Raw genomic sequence first — 26,555 nt, 5'->3', positions numbered from 1 at the left:
TGAAAATGCCACATTATTATTTTAAAGAAAATTTTTTCAGTTCTTCCAAATCAGCAATTGATGTGTTTAATGATAAGGATGAAGCGGTATTTAAGTTACAGTTATTTTATACTTCATCAACACAAGAAGCTTTTGCAATGTTTGGCAATAGTAAACAAAACTTTGAGATTACAGATGGCAAAGATACGTATCGTATTCTTCAGGAAAAAACCATAAGTGGGGCATTTAAAACGCCATTTAAAACGGTATGGGAAGTAGAGAAAAACGACAATCCAATAGGTGTTTTTCGTTCGAAAATAGGTTTTAAACCCACATTACTTTTTGAAGGTAATAAAGGAGATACATTAAAATTTCAATCAGGACTTTTTTCTAGAAGCGTAAAAGTGACAGACGGACACAATGTATTAATGCAAACTAAGTCTGAACGCTTTAAATTAGCATCACGTCATGACGTATATATTGAAGATGAAACGTATCACCCAGCAATGTTAATTATGTTATTTCAAGTGTTTTACGAATTTCAAGAACAACAACGGAAAAACTCAAACTAAAACTTATTATAATTATGCCGGCAGTGATCCTCATTGCTGGTATTTTTGTATCTTTTTCAGCAACTAATTATGTAAAAATATTCCTATATTTACATATGTTAACTTATGGTAAAATATGGAGACAATGTAATTAACGTGATTTTGGGGGTGAGGGTTTGAAAGTATTTTGGAAATTAGGATGGTTTTTTAAGCAACAAAAAATGAGTTATATTATTGGTTTATTTACGTTGCTATTAATCGCATTAATTGAAATTGTACCACCTCAAATCATAGGTAAGACAATAGATCAAATGACGACAAATAAGTTAACACCCAAATTATTAACAATCTACCTCATTATCCTAACTATAGTAGCGATATTAACTTATGTTTTAAGATATGTATGGAGATTATCTATTTTTGGAACGAGCCAAAAGTTAGGGCAGACTTTGAGAACCTATTTATATGAAAAATACACGACGATGAGTGCGATATTTTTTCAAAACAGACGTACAGGCGATTTAATGGCGCATGCAACTAACGATATAAGAGCAGTTCAAAATGCTGCAGGTGCGGGTATTCTAATGATTGCTGATTCGCTAATTAGTGGAGGCACCGTTGTAATCACTATGGCTACGACGGTAAGTTGGAAACTAACCTTAATTGCGCTCATTCCCTTACCTTTTATGGTGTTATTAACAAGTTACTATGGGTCGCTTTTAAGCAAAGGGTTTAAAAAAGCACAAGCTGCATTTAGTAAATTGAATGACAAAACACAAGAAAGTGTTGCAGGTATTAAAGTGACTAAAACATTTGGTTATGAAACAAGTGACCAAGCAGATTTCAAAGCGCTCAGTGATGATGTCGTAGCGAAAAATTTGAAAGTATCGAAAATAGACGCCTTGTTTGATCCTACGATAACATTGGTAATTGGTACAAGTTACTTTTTAGCAATTGCATTTGGTGCACAAATGGTATTTAAAAATGAGATTACGCTAGGACAACTTATCACCTTTACTACGTATTTAGGCATGCTCGTATGGCCATTATTAGCGCTAGGTTTATTTTTTAATATTGTGCAGAGAGCCAAAGCTTCTTATGAGCGTATTGATGAAATTGAAAACTTACCGAATGATATAGAAACTACTTATAAAATCGATGGCCCTCCAACAGGTGACATTATATTTAATATGGAACAATTTAATTTCCCGGGTAATGATGAACAAGGACTTTATGGTATTCATTTTTCAGTTAAGCAAGGATCGACACTCGGTATTGTAGGGCGTACAGGTTCTGGGAAAAGTGCATTAATACGTTTACTATTGAGAGAATTTGATACTAAAAGACCACAAGATATCACTTATGGTGGCTATCCAATTCGAGACTATAATGTGAAGCATTTAAGAGCTCAATTTGGCTACGTGCCACAAGAACATTTTTTATTTTCTACTACAATACGTAATAATATCGCATTTAGTAATGAGGAGATTGATGATGACAGTATTTATGAAGCGAGTCGCTTAAGTCATATCCATGACGATATTATGGATTTTCCCAATAGTTATCATACTGTAGTTGGAGAACGAGGTGTTTCTTTATCTGGTGGTCAAAAGCAACGTGTGTCAATCGCAAGAGCACTGTTAGTAGATCCAGAAGTTCTTATCTTGGATGATTCATTGTCAGCTGTGGATGCACAGACAGAAGAAGCTATTTTAGCTAATTTAGAAAGTGTTAGAAATGGTAAAACCAACATCATTACTGCACATCGCATGAGCGCTGTAAAACATGCTGACTTCATCATTGTATTGGATGAAGGGACAATCGTTGAAAGTGGCACACACACCTCTCTCATAGAGAAAAAAGGTTGGTATTATGAAACGTATCAAGCCCAAGCTTTACAAGATAAGTTATCACGTAACTTAGATGATCTTACGAAAGGGGGCGATGAAAATGACTGAACGTACTAACTTAACTGCCAAGGATCAAGGGAGTGCATTAATTCGGTTATTTAAATATACGCTAACCTATAAAGGTACAATCACGTTAGCCTTTATGATGCTAATCTTATCCACTGTGGCAAGTATGATGACGCCGTATATGGTCAAGATATTTATTGATGATTATTTAACGCCACGATATTTTCCAAAAGATATTATGATTTGGTTGATTGTAATATTTTTAGGCATACAAATCATAGGTGCTATCACGCTTTATTTTAGTCAGTATATGTTCCAATATTTAGCTTTTAAGGTAATTCAACAATTGCGAATTGACGCTTTTAATAAATTAGGGAAATTAGGAATGAAGTATTTCGATAAAGTACCTGGGGGCAGTATTGTATCAAGATTGACGAATGACACAGAAACAATCGTGGATATGATTATTGGTGTGTTTTCTACTTTTATCATGGCATTTTTTATGATGATTGCAAGTTATATCATGATGTTTATTTTAGACGTAAAATTAGCATTAATTGCACTTGTGTTTTTGCCTATTATTTTTCTAATATTAGCGATGTATAGAAAAAAATCTGCCTTTCTTTTTACTAAAACGAGACAAAGATTATCTGATTTAAACTCTAAATTAGCAGAATCAATTGAAGGTATGAGAATTATTCAAGCGTTTAATCAAGAGCAACGATTAAATAAAGAGTTTAATAAGATTAATGACGAACATTATGACTATATGCTGAAGACAGTAAAGCTGGATAGTTTATTATTACGTCCTGCCATCAGTTCTATATCAGTTTTTGCAGTGGTCATGATTCTTGGTTATTTTGGTGTTATTAGTTTTACTACTGGTATCACGGCGGGTGTTGTATTTGCATTTGTACAATATATGGAACGTTTCTTTGAACCTATTAATCAAGTGAGTCAGAATTTAAATATCTTACAACAAGCACTCGTATCAGCTAGCAGAGTATTTGCACTTATTGATGATGACACTTATGAACCACAACAGCATGAAATCAATACGCGCAAAATTGAGGAAGGAAAAATTGCATTTAAACATGTTAGTTTTAGTTATGATGGTGAAACAGATGTGCTGAAAGATATCACTTTTACTGCCAATCCAGGTGAAATGGTAGCTTTAGTTGGTCATACTGGCTCTGGAAAGAGTTCTATCATTAACCTGTTTATGCGTTTTTATGAATTTAACCGAGGTGACATAGAAGTGGATGGCAATTCACTTAAGACGATACCTAAATCGGAATTAAAAGAGAAGATAGGATTAGTCTTACAAGATGCATTTATATTTTACGGTACAATATCATCTAATATTAAGTTGTACCATCCTACAATGACATTTGAACAAGTGAAGGCTGCAGCAGAATTTGTACATGCTAATCATTTTATTGAGGAATTGCCAGGGCAATATAATCATAAAGTGATAGAAAAAGGGAGTGCCTTTTCAAGTGGCGAAAGACAATTAATTGCCTTCGCGAGAACAATTGCTACGAATCCCAAAGTATTGATTTTAGACGAAGCAACTGCAAATATAGATTCAGAAACAGAAGAACAAATACAAAAATCATTAAATGAAATGCGAAAAGGTCGCACAACTTTAGCAATTGCACATAGATTATCTACAATACAAGATGCGGATCAAATTCTTGTATTAAACCGTGGGGAAATAGTAGAACGTGGTACCCATGATCAATTGATTGCACAACATGGTATATATCATAATATGTATTTATTACAAAATGGATAAGAAAGAGGCGGGCGTATGTAATCAAAATTTGATTTCATACGCCCGCCTCTACATGGCTGACTAGAACAAGGCATGCAAGAACTGAAACGTTTGCATAAGAACTTGAAACAAGTGTATTTAAATGTCAGCCAGCTATTGTGAAATATCTAATTTAAACTTTTAATACTTAACCTACATAAACATCTTGATAATCTGAATTTTTTTCAATTACTGCTTCAGCAAATGGACAAGATGCAGTCACTTTTAAATTATTATCACGTGCATAATCTACAACTGCTTTAACTAATTTTGAACCAATGCCTTGTCCGCCAAATTCTTCTGGAACACCAGTGTGATCGATATCAATTTGATTATCACCTTGTTGTTTGAAAGTAATTTGTGCTTGTGGGTTATTTTCGTCATCACCAATGTAAAATTTATTTGTACCTTGTTTAATATCAGCCATTATTATCACTCCTATTATAAATGTATTACTTACTAAATATCACGTTTTGCCGAATGTTAAACAATTTACAGTATGAATTAACATAGAAGTGATAAAGTTGAGTATAGAAAATATAATGATTAAGCGAAAACCATTGAAAAATATGTAAAATAAGTTTATAGTTTTAACGGAACAATTTCGATTTGGAGGAGCGTTTTTTTGAAAAAAAGTATACTGTTGATACTGACATGTGTATGTGCTGTGTTACTCAGTGCGTGCGGAGATATTAATAAAGAAGAAAAAAAAGACGTCAGTTCTAAAAATAAACTAAAAATATATACGACTGCATTTGCATTCAAAAGCTTTACCGAACAAATCGGTGGCAAGTATGTGGAAGCAGAATCTATTTATCCACCGGGCGCTGATATGCACTCATTTGAGCCTACGCAAAAAGAGATGATTAATATTGCCAAAGGTGATTTGTTTGTTTATTCAAGTGAAGATATGGATCCAGTCGCAAAAACAATTACAAATTCTATCAATAATGATAATTTAAAATTGCCCTTAGCAAAAAATTTGAGTGAAAAAGATTTTAATGCTAATCATGAACACGAGGAAGCAGAGCATAGCCATGAACATGAAGAAACAGCACACGAACACGAAGGCCATGACCATGGCAAAAATGATCCTCATGTGTGGCTTGATCCAGAGATGAACAAAATATTCGCAAAAGAAATCAGAGATGATTTAACGAAAAAAGATCCTAAACACCAAGATTATTATGACAAAAATTATCAAAAATTAGTTAAAGATATTGAAGCTATTGATGAGCAAATGAAAGCAATTACTAAAGATACGAAACGAGATAAAGTAGTTATTTCACATGATTCGATTGGTTATTTAGCTAACAGATATGGTTTTGAACAAGTGGGTGTCAGCGGTATGAATAATGAAGAACCAAGTCAAAGAGATTTGATGGATATTGTTAAAAACATTAAAGCTACAGGACAGCCCTACGTTTTATATGAACAAAATATTTCTTCTAAAGTAACAGATGTCATTCAGAAGGAATCTGATTCGACACCATTAGGTTTCCATAATATGGCGACCTTGTCTAAATCCGAAGCGGATAAAGACAACATTTCATACCAATCATTGATGAAAAAAAACATAAAATCATTGGATAAAGCTTTAAACGATTAAAAAGTCAAAGTCAAAAAGCCACGAAAGAATGCTGTTTTAGCGCATTTCTTCGTGGCTTTTTAATATTATTATTCAAGTCTATGACTGATGTGTTTAGTCATATCTTATATAAGATACAGTGGTATTATAATATTCATCAAGACCATGAATACCATCAGCGCCACCTAAACCAGATTCTCTCCAACCTGCATGGAAGCCATTCACGACTTCTTCAGCTTCACAGTTAGCATAAACTTCGCCAAATTTAAGACGTTCTGTAGCAGTCATTATTTCTTTTAAATCTTCAGAAAAGATAAATGACGATAACCCGGCATTAGTATCGTTTGCTTGTTCAATAGCGTCTTCAAATTCATTATATGTCACAATCGGTATGACAGGACCAAAAATTTCTTCTTTAAATGCACTATCTTGTGGATTAACTTTATCTAAAATAGTTGGTTCATAAAAATAGCCGGCGCCATCCACTTTATGTCCGCCTGTAATTAAGTCAGCACCATTTTTGATAGCATCTTGTACTTTGTCATCAATGCTATCAAGTTGTTGTTGATTAATAATAGCACCATAGTCCGTATCCTTATTGAATGGGTCGCCAACTTTAAGTTGTTCCATCTTAACTTTTAATTTATTGATAAATGTATCGTGAATTGCTTCGTGTACAAAAATACGTTCTGGACATGTACATACTTGACCAGCATTGTTTACTCTTGCAGTAACGATATAGTCAACAGCTTTATCTAAATTAGCGTTAGCAGTGACGAGTGCAGGGGCGTTACCACCAAGCTCTAAATTAACCTTTTTAACTGTACTAGCACTTTCAGCATAAACAGATTTACCCGCACGCATACTACCAGTAAGAGAGATTAATTGAATGTCAGGATGTTGTGCCAATTGAGTACCAACTGTTTCGCCTTTACCTGGTAGGATTTGTACAAGGCCAGCAGGTATTGTAGATTGGCGAATAAGTTCTGCAAGTTTAAGTGTAATTAAAGAAGTTGCTTCACTAGGTTTAATCACTACCGAACAGCCAGTAACGATAGCTGGTATGACTTTTCTCATTAATACCATAATTGGCGCGTTCCAAGGAACAATGCCAGCAGTAACACCAACGGGTTTTTTCGTAAGTAAAATAGTTTCGTTTTCACGACTGTTTTGTAAAACCTCACCTTTGTTACTCATACTTAAGCTAGTCATATAATCGATGAACTGAATCGCTTTATCAATTTCACCCTTAGCTGAAGCAAGTGTTTTACCTTGTTCTTTAACGTATAATTCTGCCAATGTATCTTTATTCTGTTCCAATAATGGAATTAATAATTTTACATGATCAGCACGCGTAGGTTCAGGTACTTTTTCCCATTCTAACTGAGCGTGTTTTGATTTTTCTACTGCATCATTAACTTCTGATTCTGTTGCGAATGAAATTGTATCTATTACTTCTTCCGTAGCAGGGTTAATTACGTCTGCTGTGTCAGTTGATTTACTTTCGATAAATTCATTATTGATAAATACTTTGTTCAATTATGACACCTCCATCTAGTTCCTTCTACCACTGAAGAGGTTTTTAAAAACGAAAATGAGAGAAATAATATTATTTTGTATAATTATTAATGAGATATTTTAATTTACTTTTGAAGTGAAAATAAGTAATGAAATGACTTTTAGTCTTAAATAAGAGCATAAAATAGATGTTTTATTTATTTTGGTATATTTTTTATACTTATCTGTTGACTATGTTACTGAAGGGTGTTATATTTATCTCGAATTCGAAACAAATTGAAAGTTGGTGACGTAATGAACCGTACAAAAGAATCATTAAATGCATTCATTGGATTAAACCGAACGGTAGACTTTTTGGAACAAATTGTAAGGACAGACGTTCAACGTTATGGCTTAAATCTTACAGAATTTGAAGTAATGGAATTATTATATAACAAAGGTGATCAACCGATACAGCGTATTGGACAGAGAGTATTAATTGCTAGCAGTAGTATCACATATGTTGTAGATAAATTAGAAGAAAAAGGTTTTGTAATCAGAATACGTAATGAACAAGATAAACGTGTTACCAATGCTTCGCTTACCGATCAAGGACATGCATTGATGGATGATATATTTCCAGAACATGCAGCAACGTTAACATCAACATTCTCGGTACTTACCGATGAAGAAATGACCACATTAAAACAAGCTTTGAAAAAAATAAGTGCTCAATCCACGTAGTGTAGTAGCACTTTTAAAATTTAGTGAAAATTACTTCGAAATCGAGATAAATTATAAAAATAAGGAGTTTTATTATGACAAACAATCAATTATTAGGTATCCACCATGTAACTGCGATCACTGACGATGCAGAAAGAAACTATAAATTTTTCACAGAAGTATTAGGTATGAGACTTGTTAAAAAAACAGTAAACCAAGATGACATATATACGTATCACACATTTTTTGCAGATGATGTCGGTTCACCAGGAACAGATATGACATTTTTCGATTTTCCTAACGTGCCAAAAGGAACTGGTGGAACAAATTCAATTTCACGTTCATCATTTAGAGTTCCAAATGATGCAGCACTTGAATATTATGAACAACGTTTTAACGACTTTGAAATAAAACATGGTGGCATACAATCATTATTTGGCACAAAAGTTTTACCATTTGAAGAAGTGGATGGCCAAAGATACCAACTTGTATCAGATGAGCATAATACAGGTGTTGCACCGGGTACGCCATGGAAAAATGGACCTGTACCAACAGATAAAGCTATTTATGGATTGGGACCAATTGAAATTACAGTTAGCTATTTTGAAGATTTCATCAAAATATTAGAACAAGTCTTTGGCATGAAAGTGAAACATGAAGAAGATAATGTTGCTTTATTAGAAGTTGGTGAAGGTGGCAACGGCGGTCAAGTAATTTTAAGAAAAGATGCTGAAGGACCAGCATCGCGTCAAGGCTACGGTGAAGTACATCATGTGTCATTTAGATTAAAAGATCATGAAGCAATTGAGCAATGGATGGAAAAATATAAAGAAATGGGCATAGGTAATTCTGGCTTAGTGGATAGATTTTATTTTGAAGCTTTATATGCACGTATCGGTCATATATTAATTGAAGTATCTACAGATGGTCCAGGTTTTATGGGTGACGAACCATATGAAACACTTGGAGAAAGTCTAGCACTGCCACCATTTTTAGAAGAGCAACGTGAATATATTGAATCAGAAGTCAAACCATTTAACACAAAACGATAAAGCACTCACATTTCAAAAAAGTGGAAAGGTAAATAATTAGGGGGAACAATTATGGAAGCAATTCAACACATTCATCATATTTCAGCAATTGTAGGTAATCCAGAAGAAAATATTCAATTTTATAGAGATATATTAAATTTGAAATTAATTAAAAAGACAGTGAATTTCGATGATCCTTCTACGTATCATTTATATTTCTCGAATGGTAACGTCGATAATGGAACGATATTAACGTTTTTCAATTGGCCAAATGCACATAAAGGTCGTATTGGTGCAGGCCAAGTTGAAAGAATTGCGTTTAGAATTCCAAAAGATGCTATTGCAGCTTGGGAACAACATTTACAAGAAAATGATATAAACGTAGAAAGAACACAGTTATTTGATAAAGAAACGTTAGAGTTTGATGATATACATGGTTTGCCATTGGCACTTGTTGAAGGCGAAACAAATACAGATAATGACAAAGACATTATTGGTTTTCATGGTGTGACGATGTTGTCTATGGATCCAACAGCGACTGCACGTACTTTAACAACTGATATGGGGTTGTCTCAAGTAAGTGAAAATAGTGATTATCTCCATATTGAAACAGCTGGCGATTGGCAACATCATGTGATGGTTAAGAAAGTCGCGCCGAAAGAAAATGTACGTTGGGGTGTTAGCGTTGTACATCACATTGCTTGGTCTGTACCTACAGATAAAGACCATCGTGGCTGGCAAGTAAAAATGACAGGAAAAGGTTACCACGTAACAGATGTTAAAGACCGCAATTATTTTAATGCAGTTTACATGAAAGAACATGGTGGTATCATTTTTGAATTTGCGACAGAGGGTCCAGGATTTACCGTTGATGAACGATTTGAGGAACTTGGTACACATTTGATGTTACCACCTCAGTTTGAAGATAAAAGAGAAGAACTTTTACGCCATTTACCACCAATTAGAATATAGTGGTTTATTATAATAGTGATTTTACACAGTAGCAGGTTGAATGAATACAATACAACAATTAAAGGAGATGTCGATATATGGAACACATTTTTAAAGAAGGCGAAGCAAACGCACCTACATTTATTTTATTACATGGTACAGGTGGGGATGAAAAAGACTTGTTACCATTAGGTGAAGTATTGAATTCTAAATATAATGTATTAAGTGTTAGAGGAGAAGTTTCTGAAAATGGTATGAACCGTTACTTCAAACGTCTAGGAGAAGGAAAATACGATATCGAAGATTTAGAATATAGAACAGAGCGCTTAATTACATTTTTAAAAGAAGCGGCTGATAAATATAACTTTGATTTAGCACAAGCCATACCAGTAGGTTTTTCAAATGGCTCAAATATAGCGATTAGCATGATGTTACATGATGATATTACATTTAAAAAAGCATTGTTATATGCACCACTTTATCCTGTAGATTTAGTGAACAATAAAGATTTAAGTGGCGTAGATGTATTACTCTCTATGGGAGAAAACGATCCAATCGTTCCTGTAGAAGCTAGTAAGAATGTAATTGATATTTTTGAAAGCCGTGGAGCAAATGTAACGCAAGTTTGGGTGAACAGTCACGAATTGACTCAAGCAGGCATTCAAGCGGGCCAAACAGTATTAAATCAATAATTTAGCAAGAATTAGAAGGCATAAACTTCATGTGTGTAATATAGCGCATGCAGTTTATGCCTTTTTTTATTTAGAAGTAATAATAACTAGATTTAAAATAAATAAAAAAGAGTCTAAGACAAAATACATGTCTCAGACTCGATCATTACCTAGTCAGCTGTGCTGGACTGGTTTCATACGACGAAATCTTGCTAGGAAAAATAGATTCCTATCCCACTCTCCAAAGTGGTGGAAATATTCGATTTTGACTATATCTTATAAAAGTGATTTCTTTCGGAATATAGATGATCAATTATGTGTTATTCGGGTTTGTTTTTAAGTATCCCTTTAATAAATATCGGAATTAATAGAATGAAACCGAAAATACCCATGATAGGGAATACTTTACCTATCAATTCGATAAAACCAATAAAAGTTGTTGCAAAAGTAATGATTGCCATTACGATAATTAAAATGTAATACGATTTACTATAAGGTTCAGTAAAACGTGAGGCAAATGCGTACATTAATCCTACGACTGTGTTATAAATAACCAAAATCATAACGATAGCCATAAATACACCAATAAAAGGAGAGATATTATTTGCTAGTAATAATGATGGGAGTGCAACGCCTGTAATTTGAGCAAACTCTGTAACCATTCCAAGATTGAGCATTAGCAATAAGAAGGTGATGATAATACCACCAAAAATACCACCCCAAATAGTGGATTTCTCAAATTTTAAACGTCCGCCCATTACTGAAAGAAAGCTAAAAGCAGCAGCAATTTGTAAACTACCATAATTGATTGCGTCGAACCACCACCAGTTGTCTGTACGGCCTTCACTGTTTGCATAGTTGTCAGCAGCCTCAAAATTAAATTGGCCAGTTGAAAAATAATATATTGCAATAATTGTTACTATTAAGACTAAGAATGGGGTAACCATACCTAATACAGTAATTAAGCGATCAAATTTTAAAAATAGTGTTAATAAAATAACTAAGACTAATAAAAATGAACTAAGACCATAGGGAATATCAAAGCTTTCATTAATTGTAGATACGCCACCTGCAGTCATAATCATTGCTAATGCAAATAAAAATAATGTTAATATGATATCAAATATCGTAGCAATTGTACGAGGTAAGTAAAATTTAATCGGTTCTGTATGACTATGTGAACGCAGACGATAACCTGTGTTCAGTACAAAAACACCGCCAACAGTAATAATCAAGCCAGTAATAAAAACACCATAAATACTAAAATTACCGTTACTTGTAAAAAATTGGAAAATTTCTTGCCCTGTAGCAAAGCCAGCACCTACTACAACACCGACAAATGCAAAAGCAACAATAATAATTTCTTTTAATTTATTCATATTGTTTGGAATCCTTTCATGACAATTCATTATCCGAATTACGTTATGTTATATAAAAAACATCACAATAGTTAATTCTACCTTAAAAAGGAAGAGAAATAAACACGAAAGTTTATTTGGTGTAGACATATGTATATCAGGAACGTACTTTATAAAGCGTTTCGGAATAGCGCTACGATTAAAGTGAAATATGTGTGGGTATATAGTGAAGGTCATTTTAGTGCGTTAAACTTAAAATTTTGGTAGTATGTTTTTCTGTTAATGAATTTTCGAAAGAAAGCATACAAAAGTTGTTTGATATTAAAAATAGAGAGAGGGAGTTATGTGACTTTACTAAACTTACCGTTAATGTTGCTTATCGTTATATTTTTAGCGCTTGGCATTTTCAGCCAGTGGTTTGCTACCAGAATTAAATGGCCATCGATTGTCGTCATGGCCATCGTAGGGTTACTTGTAGGACCAATATTTGGTCTGATTAATCCTCAAGAAAGTTTAGGACAAGAAGTGTTCAGTCCATTAGTATCATTAGCTGTAGCAATTATCTTATTCGAAGGAAGTAGTAATTTAGACTTTCGTGAATTAAAAGGTATTTCCAAGGCAGTGATGCGTATCATTACTATAGGAGCTACGATTGCTTGGATCTTAGGTTCTATTGCCTTACATTATGTATTAGGATTCTCATGGGCAATTTCACTCGTCTTAGGCGGTTTATTTTTAATAACGGGACCTACCGTAATTCAACCGTTATTAAAACAAGCTAAAGTTCGAAAAAGTGTAGATTCAATATTAAGATGGGAAAGTATCATACTTGATCCTATTGGCCCTATGTTAGCGCTCGGTGCTTTTTATGTGTTTCAAATATTTGAACAGGGCTTTGAATTGCAAATTATATTGAGTTTCGTCTTACGTTTCTTAGTAGCTGTGGTCATCGGTTTTGGTGCATCATACTTATTTATGTGGCTGATTAAACGTGATTTAATCCCTCAAAATCTCATGCCACCAATTCAATTAGTCTTTATTTTATTAATATTTGCTATTTGTGATGAAATTTTACCAGAATCTGGATTACTTGCAGTTACAATTTTCGGTTTAATGATGGCACGCATGAAACGTCACGATTTAATATTCAAAGAATCTGATCATTTTATTGAGAACACGTCATCAATCATGATTTCAACGGTATTTATTTTAATTACATCTTCTTTAACATTAGAAGTATTAAAAAGTGTCATGTCGTGGAAATTATTTATTTTCTGCGCAATCATGATTATTTTAATTAGACCGATTTCAATTATACTGGCTACGATAAATACAGAAATTTCAAAACGTGAACGCGCGATGGTGTCTTTGATGGCTCCACGTGGTATTGTCGTTCTTACTGTTGCTCAGTTTTTTGGGGGCTTATTTGTAGAGAAAGGCACACCGATGGCTGAATTCATAACGCCAGTTACTTTTGGTTTAGTGTTTATTACCGTAGTGATTTATGGTTTTAGTTTCTTACCATTGAGTAAAGTGATGAAGCTTTCAAGTACAGAACCACCTGGTGTAATCATTGTAGGGGAAAGTGAATTTGCTTTTCATCTCGGTGCAAAATTGAGAGAACATAATATTCCAGTTATGGCATTTAATTTATTTAAAAATACGTCTCAACGGTCACATGATTTAGATTTTGAAATTTTTGAAGGCAATTTACTGTCTAGTAATGATCGTATTTATGCAGATATGACGCGTTACAACAAATGTTTACTTATGACGCAATCATTTGTATTTAACAGTCTAGCATTTAATGAATTAGTCCCAGAATTTGGTTTGAAAAATGTAGATATGATGCCCGTGTCATTTAGTGATGAACATGCACGAAGTAATGTGGATGGGCCAATCAAAAATCATATTCTTTTTGATTGGAATTTTACATCACGTTGGTTTAACCGTTTTATTAAAGATCACAATATTATAGAAATACCAGTATCTTGTAAAGATGAGTTAACTAAAAATGATATGATACTTTATCATATCAGCGATGGTAAAGTCGTAACATTCAAACGTGGTAATAATAATCCTGTAGAATCAGAAAAAGGGATGATTGGTTATTTGAAAGACGCTTATTTACATCAAAATATATAGAAAAAATCCATTTGCGCAATGTTTTATTGTTAGCAAATGGATTTTTTTATGCGTTTATTGAGTTGTTTTAATTTACGAAACGGTCATGCATTAACTCTTTTAAGATATCAATTTTTTCTTGGATAGTTTGACCTGAATTCGTATCACGTATTTTTTTACGCTGTAATTCTTTATCTACGACGCGGCGAATCGAAAGTTCGTCGGCACCGTTAAGTAGAACATGCTTTTTCGAATTAAAATGTTTATGAGCCACAAGCTGCATACCGAATGAGTTATAAAGTAAGGTATAGCCTGCAATACCGGTCGTTGATTGATAGGCTTTTGAGAAGCCGCCATCGATTACAATCATTTTACCTTCTGCTTTAATTGGATTTTCACCATCAATTTCTTTTACAGGCGTATGTCCGTTGATAATATGGCCTTGTTCTGGATCTAATCCAAAATCTTTCAGCATTTTTTTACACATATCTACATCTTCACGTAAATAATAATATGGGTTTTTAGCTTCTTTATGTGCTGATTTATCACTAATAAAGTAACGTTCAAAAGTTGTCATTGCTCGTTTACCAAATAATGAAGAATATTTACCAGTCCATAAATACCACACGAGGTCAGTTGCTAAGTCATCTTCAATTTCTTTATTATCGAATGCTTTTCTGACGTGAGTTTCAAAGTAGTCTAATAAGTTTCGGCCATAACGTTTTTCACCGTCTATCGTCATAGATTCCATTTCACCATTTTCATCTACAGGAATGCAACCATGGATAAGTAAATTACCGTTATAAGGCAAATAGAGCTTACCTTTTTGCATTAAGAAAGTCATATGACGTTTTAATTTTTCTGATTGTTGAACAGATAATAATAAATTGTTCATCACTTCTTCTTCTTCTTCAAGTAATTTATTAGGGTCTTCTGGATCGATTGTTTGGAAACAAGTATTTTCTAACGTGTAAGTCTTGCCGTACAATGTAGCTTCATTTTTTGCATAATCGATACTTTCTAACACTAAACGTTCTTCCATTTCGAATGCTGGGCGACGTTTAATAATAGGTGCTTCTAATTTAAACTGTAAGATTGCGATAGCTTGGTGTATTTTCGTGATTTGTTCTAATTCTGCTTGGGTTAAATCCTGAGGGTTTTTAGGTTGAAACGCTTTATTATTACCATCATAGTACTTTTCAGCAAGTGTTAATAACGGACGCAAATTAATACCATAGGCATCTTCAACGATATCTAAGTTATTGTAACGTGCGCAAATACGCAGTAAATTAGCTAAACAAACCTTAGAGCCCGCATATGCTCCAATCCATAAAACGTCATGATTACCCCATTGAATATCTACTGAAGGATAATCAATCAGTGTTTCCAAAATTTTATCTGGTTCTGGGCCACGATCGTAAATATCACCTACAACATGTAAATGATTAACTACTAAATGTTGGATAGTAAATGATAAACCGATGATTAAATCATCAGATTGTTCAAGCTCTATGATTTGATTGATTAATGTTTCGTAATAGGAATGTTTATTATTGTATTTATTACTTTTATACAGTAATTCTTCAATAATGAAGACATAGTTTTTAGGTAAAGATTTACGTAATTTTGTACGTGTATACTTTGATGATGCATATGTAATCAATTTAATTAAACGATTTATTGTAGTTACATACCACTCATCTAATTCAGCTTTAGAAGTAAAATTATTTTTTATTAATTTTATTTTTTCTTCTGGGTAGTATACGAGTGAGGAAAATTCATTAATTTCTTTACGTGTTAAAGTATCTTGGAAAATGTCATTAATCTTTGACAGTACATTCCCAGACCCATTACGTAACACATGTTGGAAAGCATGGAATTCACCATGTAAATCACTGACGAAGTGTTCTGTACCTTTTGGAAGTTCTAAAATAGATTCCAAATTAATGATTTCTGTAGCCAATTCTTCTTTTGAGTTGAATTGTTCTGAAAGTAAGTCTAAATATCTGTCCTTTACGCTCTTATCCGTTGTTTTACACATGATTTATGTCACTCCAGTTGTATAATTTTTGTAATGTTTTGTATTACAGCTATGTAAAACGCTTTCATTATATAGTCTTTATTGTAGCATTATTTTGAATTGTTATGTCCATTTCCTATTATATTATTAACTGTCCATAAATTCTAAAAAATGGCTTAGTCATGTATAAACGATAGCAAATAAATATAACGGAAAAAGGCGATTATCACAAAAAATAATGTAAAATAACATGTTACTCAAATACAGTTAAAATGATATTAATATAAAAGTTGTGGGAAACATACATTATTTTGAATTGTAAAGTGTGATTATAAGCACGAAAAGAGAATAATTACACCTTTAATTTTAACCGTTAAAAACGCTTGTATAACAGCATTTATAGTGTTATAAAGACCTTTTAATAAAAAAAGAGCAAAAAAAACTTCTCATAAGTGGTTTAAAATTCCGTTAATTTTTGTATAATGAATGCATGTGACAAAATCATATAATAAAAGGGAGTTTGTTCAATGTTTACATTGGGAGCATCATTACAGAGTCAAGTAGACCCGAACTGGCAAACGTATATTATGCTGATTGTTTATTTCATTGTTTTATTAGGCATAGGTTACTATGGCTTTAAACAATCGACAGGTAATGTCAGTGAATATATGTTGGGCGGCAGAAACATTGGTCCATATGTAACAGCACTATCTGCAGGTGCATCCGACATGAGTGGTTGGATGATCATGGGACTACCTGGGGAAGTTTATACTACTGGGCTATCAGCAGCGTGGTTAGCGATTGGTCTAACTATAGGGGCATACATAAACTATATTGTTGTAGCACCGCGTCTCCGTGTATATACAGAGAAAGCTGGGGATGCCATAACGCTACCAGATTTCTTTAAAAATAGATTAGATGATAAATCTAACTCTATTAAAATAATTGCCGGGGCAATTATTGTCGTATTCTTTACGCTTTATACTCATTCTGGAATGGTTTCAGGTGGGGTATTATTTGAAAGTGCATTTGGTATGAACTATCACTTAGGTATGATAATCGTAGCAGTTATTGTTATTGCATATACATTCTTTGGTGGCTATTTAGCCGTATCATTAACAGACTTTTTCCAAGGGGTCGTTATGATTATCGCTATGGTAATGGTACCGATTGTTGCTATGATGCAATTAAGTGGACTTGATACAATATCACAAGCAGCAGCATTAAAACCTACGAACTTGGACCTATTTAAAGGCACAACAGTGATAGGTATTATTTCATTCTTTGCTTGGGGCTTAGGTTATTTTGGTCAGCCGCATATTATTGTACGTTTTATGTCTATCAAATCAATCAAACAAATACCAACAGCAAGACGTTTTGGTATTGGTTGGATGGCAATCAGTTTAATAGGTGCAGTAGGCGTCGGACTTACAGGTATCACATTTATCAATCAAAGTGGTACTGATATACAAGATCCTGAAACACTATTCATTTTAATGGGACAAATTTTATTCCATCCGCTTGTTGGTGGTTTCTTACTTGCCGCTATTTTAGCCGCAATTATGAGTACAATTTCTTCACAATTGTTAGTGACATCTAGTTCATTAACAGAAGACTTTTATAAATTATTCCGTGGTGAGAAAGCAGCCAAAGAACATCAAAAAGAATTTGTTATGGTGGGACGTTTATCAGTAATCGTTGTAGCACTTATATCACTTTGGATTGCTTGGACACCAAACGACACGATTTTAGGTCTTGTAGGTAATGCATGGGCAGGTTTTGGTGCAGCATTTGGACCACTTGTACTATTGTCATTATATTGGAAAGGCTTAAGTCGTACTGGTGCAGTGAGTGGTATGTTATCAGGGGCAATTGTAGTAGTTATATGGATTGCGTTTGTTAAACCACTTGGTGAAATCAATGATTTCTTTAATTTATATGAAATCATACCAGGCTTCTTAACAAGTTTAATTGTAACGGTTGTAGTAAGTAAATTTACTAAAAAACCTGAGATTAATGTTGAAGCTGATTTAGCAGATGTACGTCAAACTGTTAACGATGCTAAAAAGCAAAAATAGTACATAATTTAAATAAGGGGTTTAAATTATGACTACAAAATTAAACAAATAAACTAAATAGTGATTGTGGAATCACCATTTAGTTTAAAGCGGGAGAAATTATAGATTATAAAAGACTAACTTCAAAGGGGGAGTTAGTCTTTTTTATTGATTAAATTGACTTCAAAATATGATGTATTTCGATTTATTACTGAATGATACTTTTTTGAATGATTGATATAAAGCATGCAATGTTTGCGATATTGAGTTTGCGGTAATTAATAAAGATAATGATTTCCTAGGAGGATTAAAAGATGGTTACTGTAAATGCTATAATGAAGATTGACCCGTCAAAGCGTGATCAGTATTTAGCACTAGTAGAACCACTTGTATTAGCAGCTAACAAAGAAGATGGCGCATTGTATTATGCACACTTTGAACGCACTGATGAGCCTAATACATTTGCTTTTATTGAACAATATGAAAATGAAGAAGCTTTAGAAGTGCACAATGGTACAGAACACTTTCAACACTTTTTCAAAGAAGTTACGCAATATTTGATTACTAAACCAGATATTCAAGTTTCTCAAACTAAATAAAAGACTATTTCAAAATAAGAGTCTAAACTTACGTAATCTTGTGGGTTTAGATTTTTTATTCCTTTTTACTAGGATTAATTAAGACACTAAGCTGTTGTAGCGTAATACAATGGTGTATAATTTCATGTTGGAAGCAATTATAATAAAAATACCCCTATTTTTTAAAAGTGCGTAATACGTTTTAGTAAGGAGAGAAGAGATAATGTTGTATCAACACGGAACACTAGGTACGTTGATGGCAGGTTTGTTAGAAGGCACTGCTACGATTAAAGAGATTTTAGAACATGGTGATTTAGGTATAGGAACACTAACTGGCTCTGATGGTGAAGTTATTATATTAGATGGTATCGCATATCATGCTAATGAATATGGTGAGTTCAAACAATTAGAAGGTCACGAAATGACACCATTCTCTACAGTTACCCCTTTCAAAGTAGATAAGCAATTTGATGTTCGATATATCACCGACTCTGAAGCTGTGTTGAATGAAATCCAACGTCAAGCAGCGAGTAATAATATATTTATAGCTGTCAAAATCACCGGTAAATTTGAAATGATTCATGTCAGAATGATGCCGAAGCAAGATAGACCTTATACAAAATTAATAGAATCAGCTAAAAAACAACCTGAATATACGAAAGAACAAGTACATGGCACGATTGTAGGATTTTATTCTCCACAATTATTTCATGGCGTCGCTGCAGGAGGATTTCATTTACATTTTGTGGATGAAAATAAAACATTTGGTGGCCATGTCTTAGATTTTGAATTTAATAGTGGTTCTGTAGAAATTAGTAATATAGAAACACTTGAACAACACTTTCCTGTGAATAATGATGAATTTTTAGAAACAGATATCGATTATTCAAGCGTTCATGAAGATATTAAAGAAGCAGAATAAATCATTGAGTGCTATAAAAAGACTTTTCACATCATACAAACAATGAAATGATTTATAATAAATTGGCTATGAAATTATCCAATCAAATACGGCAAAATATTTTTAGAAAAGTGTTAAAATGGTAGAGTGATGTTTTAAGTTGGACATATGTAACTTTTACGATAATAAAAAATATTGTATTAAATATTGAATTGTTAGTAAGCTGAGATAAATAGGCTACATGTGTTTACGACCTAATGAGACTGAGATATAAATACAACATACTACGTTGTAAATGTGAAATTGAGATTACACAGTAGTTGTCTGATATCTAAATGCACTTGTATCAAGTTTTAAAGAACTAATGCTTCATGTATGAAGGCTAGTAGTTCATATGCAAGAGCCTCAGCTCTTGTATTCCTTTATCTAGTCAGCCTTGTGGGGGTGGGAATACGAAATCAAATTTCACATTTTTGATTTCTCTTCCTCTCCCATTTTTATATGTGCTTTTTAAATACTACAATTTGTAGGGCGCATACGTATTAAACTAATAAAAAATAAAATATTGAAGGAGATGAACACCAACATTGGTTAAATATTTAAAGTCACTTGTTCGATTTAATACCATGAAAATCGATGTTGCTAAAGGTTTAAGACAAGCTATATTAATGTTTATCCCACTCGTTATTGGTTATTTAATGGGTCATCTTTCTACAGGATTATTAATATCTACTGGTACTTTAGCACATATTTATGTATTTGGTGGGTCATCCAAATCGAAACTACGTATCGTATTTTTCTCATCGATAGGGTTATCTATAGCAATGATATTAGGTACGCTCACAGTAAGCCAGCCACTTATCTTTGGTGTATTACTACTTATTGTTACGGTGATTCCGTATTATATATTTAGTTCATTGAATATACCAGGACCTTCATCTACATTCTTTATTGTTGCTTTCAGTTTACCTTTCAACTTACCTGTAGCTCCAGAAGAAGCTTTATATAGAGGGCTTGCTATGTTTGTTGGAGGATTATTAGCAACATTAATTGTTACTATCCTTATAGTAATATCTAAAGAATCTGCAGAGTCAAAAGCTATTAAAAACGATTATAATATCATTAAACAACTTATTTATAATTTTGATGATCCGAAAGCATTTGCTAAAGCATCACAATTCGCAGTGACTGCTTTTAGAAATTCAGATACTCAGCTGATCACTTCCAGTACTGCCAAATCTAAAGAGTCACCCGAATTTCAACGTTTGCTGTTACTTCATAATACGGCGCAAGGTATTCATTCAGAATTATTAGAGCTGAATGAAAAGAATACACGTCCATTACCTAAAGAAATCAAAGAAATGGCAGATTTTGTAATCAAACTTGTATACTCTGAAGGTAATATTAAAAAACAATGGACAAAAGCAGTGGAAATTGATGACCAATATCAAAATCTCGTTGATAATATATTCAAAGTAGATGCAATCATGAATGCAGGTGATGAACGTGTAGAACATGAAATTGATATTCGTGTGCCTATATATGGACATCGTATGTTAACAAATTTAACCCTGGATTCATTTGTGTTTAGAAATACATTACGCTATACAGTTATTATGGCTATTTCAATTTTTATAGCGCTTATGTTTGGTTTTGAAAAAGCATATTGGATTCCTTTAAGTACACATACAGTACTAATAGGCTCAACAACGTTACATAGTTTTGAGCGTGCTGGATCTAGGGGAGTTGGTACAATTATAGGTGTGCTTGTATTATCTCTTATTTTATTATCGACGCCACCGTTACCAATTGCGATTCTCTTGTTAGCTGCAGCAGCAGGTGTGACAGAGGTATTTGTGGGGGCTAACTATTCATTCGCTGTTATTTTCATAACGATCCAAGTGATCTTGTTGAACGGTATAGCAGCAAACCACTTAACAATTTTAATTGCGTTGCCACGTGTGATTGATGTAATTGTGGGTATTGCAATTGCTGTTATTTGTTTATTGATAATAGGCAGAAAGACAGCGTCATCCATGCTACCATCAACACTTGCAGACGTTGCAAGAGACGAGGCAGTATTATTCCATTACTTGTTTGCAAGTAGTAAATATTCATCACGAGAACAAGACAAACAAGAAATGCTTCAGTTAAGTGTGAAACTCAATAACATGAAGCAAGTATATAATAGCGCAAACGGTGAACTGTTTAGTAATAAGATGGTCATACAGTATTATTATCCGAGTATTTATGCCTTAGAAGAAATTAGCTTTATGCTTACAAGGGCTTTGAGTAATAAAGAAAGATATCATATAGATGATGAAACAATGGGCGAATACTTACTTATCTTTGAAAATATAGCAAAACATTTTGAAAGAGGTTCGCATATTAAAGTCCAAGAAATATCAGAACTACCTCAGTATATACACATTAAAACATCATTGATGAGTATTCAGAATAACTGTATGAATGCAAGACAAAAAGTGAATTTAGCACAAGTTTAAAAAGCAAGCCAACCTTACGATGAACGGAATCATGGGTTGGCTTGCTTTGTTTTTTATTTATTTTAAGGTGTCAAACAAGTTTTCAAGTGCGAAAGGGAGTCTGAGGTTTGTCTGAGGTAAGACTGCCCTTAGTAATCTTGTTTATTTTCACCTTCTTGTTCTGCTTTCTTTTCTTCCTCTTGTTTTTTCTCTTCAATATCTTTCTTAGCTTCAGTTCTTTTCTGTTCTTGTTGTTTTTCTTGGTCTTCCATTTTTTTATAACGTTCTTTTTGTCTAAACCCATAAGTACTTTCTAATATGAGTTCTTCATTGTTTAAACCAGCACCAATTGCACCGGCAACTGTTGATATAGAAGTAGCAAACCAAGCAAGATTTATATAAGTGATTAACGTTGCGGGGCCGCCCATTTGTAAAGTTTGGCCTAAATAGCCTGAAGGCAAGACTACAAGAGTAGCAATTAAGAATAAAAAGAATAATATTATATAATAAATGATAAGTGAAACAGTTAGCGTTAGTACTGTCGTCAAATTATATAACATTGTAACTCTTTTATTTCTACTCTCTTTTTTCGATTCCCATAAATGGTGCGCTACAATAATCCAAAACATCATGCCAAAAATGGCGACTACCATCATGAGTAACATACGCCAAGATGAATAAACATAACTTAAATTCCACATCGTAGTAAAAACGATACCGAAAGCACCAGTAGTGAATGCTATGGCTACGACATTACTTAAGCTACTTAGCATGCTTAATGGGTTGTTTGCAAATGTCATACCACTAATTAAACGGAAAGAACCTTTTGTATTAGATGAAACAAAATAATGTGTATGTTTGGAATTTGTATCTTCCAAATATGCTGTACGTGATTTTAAAGTTGAAAGTGGAAATTGTGATTTTAATTTTTCTTGACTATCTTTATCGTGGTTACTATTTTTTTGTAAATCCTGTGAATGATCCATATTTACAGTTTCAATAATTCCAACTATAGATTTTTGTATACGTTTTTGAACTGGTCGCCAACCGTAGGAAGGGACGGAAATTAAACTGGCACCATTACTTTTATTGATATCAAAAGCGATTACATTATTATCTTTAATAATAGGGAGGTCAGTAAGTCCTATCGTATATTGCCAATTATTATTATTTTGGTAGTTAGCAATTTTCTCGAATATTTCTTTGGCGGTTTCTGCAGAACCGGTGAGGGGATCAACAACTGTATTGATTTTCCATTCGATATCTTTAGCAAAATAATTTGATAATACCTCTGGTAAGTTATTTTCAAGATTGTGAGCGATTTTTTCTGTTATTCCTGGCGCCGCTACTAATCCAATTTCAATCGTTCTATTTGTCATTGGAATCCTCCTCACTGTGTGACAGTTTTTGGCCATCGTTGTAATCTGATGCTTGATTAGTACTATTAGTCCTATTGTCGTCTTGTTCTAATTCTTTATATCTATAATATTGTCTGAATGAATATGTTACACGCTTGATTTTTTCAGCATTTTCAACCGTTGAACCCATGGCACCAGCTAAAATACCCAATGAAGTTATAAACCAAATAAGGTTAATATAGTTGACAAAAGTTGGTTGTTTTTCATTCAAAGAGGTCCAGCTAGAAAATATTTCTGGTGGTACAAATAATAATGTGCTTATTGTGAGCAATATAAATAGCGCAGCAAAATTAAAAATTGTAATAGCGAATAATGTAGTCAATGTCGTGAAATTGTAAATGAAACGATACGATGTTTGTGTCTTTGGATTCGGACGTTCCCATAAATTATATGAATATATTAACCACCCTACCATGCCGCTTATAGATAATAACATGAGTAGAATAAAGCGCCAGTATTCATAGTCTAAGCTCAAATCCCAAGGTGTTGAGAAGATTGCGATATATGTTCCAGTTGCAAAGGATACTGAAATAATCTTTTTGAAATCTAAAATAGCAGACCAAGGTTCATTAGAAAAAGTCATGCCTACGATTAAATGAAGCCAACCTAAAAATGATGTTTTAGAAATAATACGTTTTCTATTATCTTGTTTGTTATCTTCATTCGGTATAACTTCATTGAATCTTGTTAATTTAAAATACTTTGATTTCAAAAGGTTTTTATCGGAACCTGAAGTGAAAAAATATTTAACAATAAATGTTATGAAATGACGTAACTTGCGTTTTAAATTCACAGCACCTAATGCTGGAACAGATAATAATGCTGTTTTGTCGTCTAGGTTTATATCACAAATTACAGTTTTATTATTAGATAGGCTTGGTAAATCAGTTATACAAATTGTGTAATCCCAATTCTTTTGTTTTTTAATATTTGATGCGATGTCTAGTGCTTTATCCATATGTTCAGCAGTTCCAACCATTGAAGCGACATGTGTTTCAAATTCCCAATTTGTTTTATCATCTACATGGTTTTGGATATCATCAGCTAGATAATCGGAAATCTTGTTTATAAGTTTATGTGGCATGTCAGGTGAAGGAATTAAACCTATTGTTATATTTGTCATTATATCCCTCCTTTATAAATAGTGTATGAAATGATTAGATTCATACTTTAATTCCCGTTCGTTAAGGAAATTAATCATTGTTAACAAGTTTGAGTTTTTAATTGAAAGTGTATATTACTTTGTTTGTAACTTTTTAGTAGTGGTAAACAATAATTAAGACGAAGAATAAATTATAACGTAGGAGGTTGAAGTAATGCCTTGGACAATGAATGATTACCCACAAAGTTGGAAAAACATGGAAAAACTAGAACTTAAAAAAGCAATAGATATTGGAAATGCGATGCTTAAAGATGGTTATAAAGAAGATAGAGCAATACCAATTGCGACGAAACAAGCTGAATCTTGGTATAAAGACGCTTCTAAAAAAGAATTAGATGAATTGAAAAACAAGAAAATAACTAAACATGAAAAAGATGATTCAGCGAATCCTAAATTAAATAATAAAGATGTTCACGTTTATTATGAAGATAATAAGTGGAAGATTAAAACGGAGGGTGCTAAGCAAGCTTCCGATAGTTTTGATAAGAAAGAAGACGCCATGAAACGTGCACGTAATATTGCTGATAACAGATCGACAGAAGTGAGAGAACATAAGAAAGATGAATAGCATTCAAATATTCAGTTTTCTAGTCATCTTTGCCGGGGTGGGACAACGAAATCTCATTTAAAAATGAGGTTTCTGTTCCACTCCTTTTTTAAAATATATTTTAGTTTTGAAAACAAAACAACGATTTTTTTAAAGTGTAGTTTATCACATTTGAAGTATCTTTTTATTTAGTTAATAAATGGGAATTAGCTATAATGTAGTTTAAGTAGATTTTTGGGAGGAACGAAATATGTATATTGAACGTAAACCTTCGTTAAATATAGACAATTTGAAGGAAGAATTTAGAGCGAGTATAAAAAATATCAATAATCAAGAAGATGCATTTGATATGGTAATAGGGTTTGTTGCTTTGGAACAATTATACTCGTCAGCACTTAAGGAAATTAGTACCAAGTTAGATATCTTAGATGACAATTTTCAACAAATGTATAAACACAACCCAATTCATCATATGGAACGTCGCGTTAAAGAAATGAGAAGCTTAATTAAAAAGTTAAATCGTAAAGGATTAGAGATAAGAACAACGTCTGCTAAAGAAAATATACTAGATATCGCAGGTATTAGAGTGATATGTAATTATATTGATGATATTTATGTTATAGAAGAATTATTACTCAAACAAGAAGATGTGAAGCTCTTGAAACGTAAAGACTATATTGGAAATCCTAAAGATAATGGATATCGTAGTTTACATATCGTTGTAGCCATTCCAGTATTTTTAGCTAATTCAGTAGAAACTGTGCCTGTAGAAATTCAAATTAGAACAATTGGTATGGATATGTGGGCAAGCTTAGAGCATAAAATACGTTATAAAAACACTGAAAATACTGAGAACCATAGAAATGTATTAAAGCAATGTGCAAACGAAATAACAGCGGTTGAAAGTAAAATGCAAAATATACATTCCGAAGTCTTCGATAATTAAATAAGGCTACATTAAAGTTGAATCGCTAATTTGTTGTGGCTAGGGACGGTGTCGTGAGCTTCACCCATCTTAATGCTTCAATTTTTTATGAAAGTAAAATAAATATAAAAACCGATATGCCAGGTTCAAGTCCTGCCATGTCGGTTTTTTAAGTTGAAAAGAGATAAAAATCTCATTTGCAAGCGTTTGCAAATGCTGAACTTGTGTATTACTATACTTGTATACAAGTATATCGTAT

At 33.0% G+C, this 26,555-nt stretch carries 21 protein-coding genes; 15 read left to right on the top strand and 6 right to left on the bottom strand.

From position 1 onward, the window contains the following. Nucleotides 1-5 precede the first annotated feature (5 nt). From AST02_RS07850 to AST02_RS07840, 3 genes are all read left to right on the top strand, one after another. Nucleotides 6-551 (top strand): tubby C-terminal domain-like protein, encoded by a 546-nt coding sequence (locus AST02_RS07850; protein WP_069817148.1) that lies wholly within the window; start codon nucleotides 6-8, stop codon nucleotides 549-551. Nucleotides 552-706: 155 nt separating this feature from the next. Then, complete coding sequence (locus tag AST02_RS07845) at nucleotides 707-2,488, top strand: ABC transporter ATP-binding protein (protein ID WP_069817146.1); 1,782 nt, start codon at nucleotides 707-709, stop codon at nucleotides 2,486-2,488. Continuing rightward, a complete protein-coding gene (locus AST02_RS07840) occupies nucleotides 2,481-4,244 on the top strand; it encodes an ABC transporter ATP-binding protein (protein WP_069817144.1) in 1,764 nt (587 codons plus the stop codon). Before AST02_RS07845 ends, AST02_RS07840 begins: the two co-directional genes overlap by 8 nt. A 166-nt stretch (nucleotides 4,245-4,410) precedes the next feature. Here AST02_RS07840 and AST02_RS07835 read toward each other — a convergent pair whose 3' ends face one another. Continuing rightward, entirely contained in the window at nucleotides 4,411-4,689 is a 279-nt protein-coding gene (locus AST02_RS07835; protein WP_069817142.1) for a GNAT family N-acetyltransferase, read from the bottom strand. A 198-nt stretch (nucleotides 4,690-4,887) separates the two neighbouring features. Between AST02_RS07835 and AST02_RS07830 the strand changes: the two genes are divergently transcribed. Continuing rightward, nucleotides 4,888-5,871 (top strand): metal ABC transporter solute-binding protein, Zn/Mn family, encoded by a 984-nt coding sequence (locus AST02_RS07830; protein WP_069817139.1) that lies wholly within the window; start codon nucleotides 4,888-4,890, stop codon nucleotides 5,869-5,871. Nucleotides 5,872-5,964: 93 nt separating this feature from the next. Here AST02_RS07830 and aldA read toward each other — a convergent pair whose 3' ends face one another. Beyond that, nucleotides 5,965-7,389, bottom strand: a complete 1,425-nt coding sequence (gene aldA / locus AST02_RS07825; protein WP_069817137.1) for an aldehyde dehydrogenase — start codon at nucleotides 7,387-7,389, stop codon at nucleotides 5,965-5,967. A gap of 273 nt (nucleotides 7,390-7,662) precedes the next feature. Between aldA and AST02_RS07820 the strand changes: the two genes are divergently transcribed. From AST02_RS07820 to mhqD, 4 genes are all read left to right on the top strand, one after another. Beyond that, a complete protein-coding gene (locus AST02_RS07820) occupies nucleotides 7,663-8,091 on the top strand; it encodes a MarR family winged helix-turn-helix transcriptional regulator (RefSeq protein WP_069817135.1) in 429 nt (142 codons plus the stop codon). Nucleotides 8,092-8,165: 74 nt separating this feature from the next. After that, nucleotides 8,166-9,122 carry a ring-cleaving dioxygenase MhqE gene (gene mhqE / locus AST02_RS07815; RefSeq protein ID WP_069817133.1) on the top strand — a complete coding sequence of 319 codons (957 nt, stop codon included), beginning with the start codon at nucleotides 8,166-8,168 and terminating at the stop codon, nucleotides 9,120-9,122. A 51-nt stretch (nucleotides 9,123-9,173) separates the two neighbouring features. Beyond that, nucleotides 9,174-10,073: a VOC family protein gene (locus AST02_RS07810; protein WP_069817132.1), complete on the top strand. Its 900-nt coding sequence runs from the start codon at nucleotides 9,174-9,176 to the stop codon at nucleotides 10,071-10,073. Nucleotides 10,074-10,150: 77 nt separating this feature from the next. Further along, nucleotides 10,151-10,744 carry a methylhydroquinone degradation carboxylesterase MhqD gene (gene mhqD / locus AST02_RS07805; RefSeq protein WP_069817130.1) on the top strand — a complete coding sequence of 198 codons (594 nt, stop codon included), beginning with the start codon at nucleotides 10,151-10,153 and terminating at the stop codon, nucleotides 10,742-10,744. Nucleotides 10,745-11,043: 299 nt separating this feature from the next. Here the strand turns inward: mhqD and AST02_RS07800 are convergent, their stop codons facing one another. Then, a complete protein-coding gene (locus tag AST02_RS07800; RefSeq protein ID WP_069817128.1) occupies nucleotides 11,044-12,102 on the bottom strand; it encodes a YkvI family membrane protein in 1,059 nt (352 codons plus the stop codon). Between the two features lie 348 nt (nucleotides 12,103-12,450). Between AST02_RS07800 and AST02_RS07795 the strand changes: the two genes are divergently transcribed. Continuing rightward, nucleotides 12,451-14,226 carry a cation:proton antiporter gene (locus tag AST02_RS07795; RefSeq protein ID WP_069817217.1) on the top strand — a complete coding sequence of 592 codons (1,776 nt, stop codon included), beginning with the start codon at nucleotides 12,451-12,453 and terminating at the stop codon, nucleotides 14,224-14,226. Between the two features lie 67 nt (nucleotides 14,227-14,293). On the opposite strand, the gene AST02_RS07790 is transcribed toward AST02_RS07795, so the two are convergent. Then, entirely contained in the window at nucleotides 14,294-16,246 is a 1,953-nt protein-coding gene (locus AST02_RS07790) for a fructose-bisphosphatase class III (protein ID WP_069817126.1), read from the bottom strand. Between the two features lie 506 nt (nucleotides 16,247-16,752). Here AST02_RS07790 and putP point away from each other — a divergent pair. From putP to AST02_RS07770, 4 genes are all read left to right on the top strand, one after another. Then, a complete protein-coding gene (gene putP, locus AST02_RS07785; protein ID WP_069817124.1) occupies nucleotides 16,753-18,303 on the top strand; it encodes a sodium/proline symporter PutP in 1,551 nt (516 codons plus the stop codon). Between the two features lie 293 nt (nucleotides 18,304-18,596). Next, complete coding sequence (locus tag AST02_RS07780; protein ID WP_069817122.1) at nucleotides 18,597-18,881, top strand: putative quinol monooxygenase; 285 nt, start codon at nucleotides 18,597-18,599, stop codon at nucleotides 18,879-18,881. Between the two features lie 202 nt (nucleotides 18,882-19,083). Then, nucleotides 19,084-19,782 carry an acetolactate decarboxylase gene (budA, locus tag AST02_RS07775; RefSeq protein ID WP_069817120.1) on the top strand — a complete coding sequence of 233 codons (699 nt, stop codon included), beginning with the start codon at nucleotides 19,084-19,086 and terminating at the stop codon, nucleotides 19,780-19,782. 566 nt (nucleotides 19,783-20,348) lie between these two features. Continuing rightward, the gene (locus AST02_RS07770) at nucleotides 20,349-22,265 is read left to right on the top strand and encodes an FUSC family protein (protein WP_141714592.1); all 1,917 of its coding nucleotides are present in this window, start codon (nucleotides 20,349-20,351) and stop codon (nucleotides 22,263-22,265) included. Nucleotides 22,266-22,393: 128 nt separating this feature from the next. Here the strand turns inward: AST02_RS07770 and AST02_RS07765 are convergent, their stop codons facing one another. Together AST02_RS07765 and AST02_RS07760 are read right to left on the bottom strand one after the other, a co-directional pair. After that, nucleotides 22,394-23,623 (bottom strand): 5,10-methylene-tetrahydrofolate dehydrogenase, encoded by a 1,230-nt coding sequence (locus tag AST02_RS07765; RefSeq protein WP_069817118.1) that lies wholly within the window; start codon nucleotides 23,621-23,623, stop codon nucleotides 22,394-22,396. Then, a complete protein-coding gene (locus tag AST02_RS07760; RefSeq protein WP_069817117.1) occupies nucleotides 23,613-24,785 on the bottom strand; it encodes a hypothetical protein in 1,173 nt (390 codons plus the stop codon). Before AST02_RS07760 ends, AST02_RS07765 begins: the two co-directional genes overlap by 11 nt. Nucleotides 24,786-24,978: 193 nt before the next feature. Between AST02_RS07760 and AST02_RS07755 the strand changes: the two genes are divergently transcribed. Together AST02_RS07755 and AST02_RS07750 are read left to right on the top strand one after the other, a co-directional pair. Further along, nucleotides 24,979-25,392, top strand: a complete 414-nt coding sequence (locus tag AST02_RS07755; protein WP_069817116.1) for a DUF2188 domain-containing protein — start codon at nucleotides 24,979-24,981, stop codon at nucleotides 25,390-25,392. Between the two features lie 229 nt (nucleotides 25,393-25,621). Further along, a complete protein-coding gene (locus AST02_RS07750; protein WP_069817115.1) occupies nucleotides 25,622-26,317 on the top strand; it encodes a GTP pyrophosphokinase in 696 nt (231 codons plus the stop codon). Nucleotides 26,318-26,555: the final 238 nt, after the last annotated feature.

This window comes from Staphylococcus equorum (assembly GCF_001747895.1).
Classification (GTDB): Bacteria; Bacillota; Bacilli; order Staphylococcales; family Staphylococcaceae; genus Staphylococcus; species Staphylococcus equorum_A.
This window is presented reverse-complemented; position numbering and strand designations above follow the sequence as displayed.

Coding starts and splice junctions, on each gene's coding strand:
- AST02_RS07850 (WP_069817148.1), top strand. CDS start 6: ATGCCACATTATTATTTTAAAGAAAATTTTTTCAGTTCTTCCAAATCA.
- AST02_RS07840 (WP_069817144.1), top strand. CDS start 2,481: ATGACTGAACGTACTAACTTAACTGCCAAGGATCAAGGGAGTGCATTA.
- AST02_RS07835 (WP_069817142.1), bottom strand. CDS start 4,689: ATGGCTGATATTAAACAAGGTACAAATAAATTTTACATTGGTGATGAC.
- AST02_RS07820 (WP_069817135.1), top strand. CDS start 7,663: ATGAACCGTACAAAAGAATCATTAAATGCATTCATTGGATTAAACCGA.
- mhqE (WP_069817133.1), top strand. CDS start 8,166: ATGACAAACAATCAATTATTAGGTATCCACCATGTAACTGCGATCACT.
- AST02_RS07810 (WP_069817132.1), top strand. CDS start 9,174: ATGGAAGCAATTCAACACATTCATCATATTTCAGCAATTGTAGGTAAT.
- mhqD (WP_069817130.1), top strand. CDS start 10,151: ATGGAACACATTTTTAAAGAAGGCGAAGCAAACGCACCTACATTTATT.
- AST02_RS07800 (WP_069817128.1), bottom strand. CDS start 12,102: ATGAATAAATTAAAAGAAATTATTATTGTTGCTTTTGCATTTGTCGGT.
- AST02_RS07795 (WP_069817217.1), top strand. CDS start 12,451: ATGTTGCTTATCGTTATATTTTTAGCGCTTGGCATTTTCAGCCAGTGG.
- AST02_RS07790 (WP_069817126.1), bottom strand. CDS start 16,246: ATGTGTAAAACAACGGATAAGAGCGTAAAGGACAGATATTTAGACTTA.
- putP (WP_069817124.1), top strand. CDS start 16,753: ATGTTTACATTGGGAGCATCATTACAGAGTCAAGTAGACCCGAACTGG.
- AST02_RS07780 (WP_069817122.1), top strand. CDS start 18,597: ATGGTTACTGTAAATGCTATAATGAAGATTGACCCGTCAAAGCGTGAT.
- budA (WP_069817120.1), top strand. CDS start 19,084: ATGTTGTATCAACACGGAACACTAGGTACGTTGATGGCAGGTTTGTTA.
- AST02_RS07765 (WP_069817118.1), bottom strand. CDS start 23,623: ATGACAAATAGAACGATTGAAATTGGATTAGTAGCGGCGCCAGGAATA.
- AST02_RS07760 (WP_069817117.1), bottom strand. CDS start 24,785: ATGACAAATATAACAATAGGTTTAATTCCTTCACCTGACATGCCACAT.
- AST02_RS07755 (WP_069817116.1), top strand. CDS start 24,979: ATGCCTTGGACAATGAATGATTACCCACAAAGTTGGAAAAACATGGAA.
- AST02_RS07750 (WP_069817115.1), top strand. CDS start 25,622: ATGTATATTGAACGTAAACCTTCGTTAAATATAGACAATTTGAAGGAA.